1 protein-coding gene is annotated in these 601 nt (G+C 71.4%); it reads right to left on the bottom strand.

Translation table 11 applies throughout. The annotated features are described in order from the left end of the window. A partial coding sequence (locus EMA17_RS00045; protein ID WP_246126357.1) for a GAF domain-containing protein occupies positions 1 to 564 on the bottom strand: 564 nt, incomplete at its 3' end. Positions 565 to 601 lie beyond the last annotated feature (37 nt).

A 601-nucleotide genomic window follows, 5' to 3' on the forward strand; every position in this document is an offset into this window, starting at 1 on the left:
GCGGCGGCGGACGTCGTCGTACAGGCGGGCGTTGTCGATCGCGACGCCGGCGGCGGCGGCGAGGGTGCGCAGGACGGCCTCGTCGTCCTCGTCGAAGTCGGCGCCGCCGCGTTTCTCGGTCAGGTAGAGGTTGCCGAAGACGGTGTCGCGGATGCGGATGGGCACCCCGACGAAGGTGTTCATGGGCGGGTGGCCGGGCGGGAAGCCGAAGGAGTCCGGGTGTTGGGTGAGGTCGTGCAGGCGCAGCGGGTGCGGGTCGCGGATGATCAGGCCGAGGATGCCGCGTCCGGTGGGGAAGGGGCCGATGCGCAGGATGGTCTCGGGGTCCATGCCCACGGGCAGGAACCGGGCCAGTCGTTCCTCGTCGCCGATCACCCCCAGCGCGCCGTATTCGGCGTCGACCAGGGACACCGCCGACTCGACGATGCGCCGGAGCACGGTCTCCAGGTCCAGATCGCTGCCCACGGACAGCACGGCCTCCAGCAGTCCGTTGACCCGGTCCCGGGCCGAACGCACCACCTCCACGTGCGCCTGGAGCTCGTCCAACAACTCGTCCAGGCGCATCCGCGGCAGTGCCGGTCGCTCGTCCGACGCCACAACC

The sequence above is a fragment of the Embleya hyalina genome (assembly GCF_003967355.1).
GTDB lineage: Bacteria > Actinomycetota > Actinomycetes > Streptomycetales > Streptomycetaceae > Embleya > Embleya hyalina.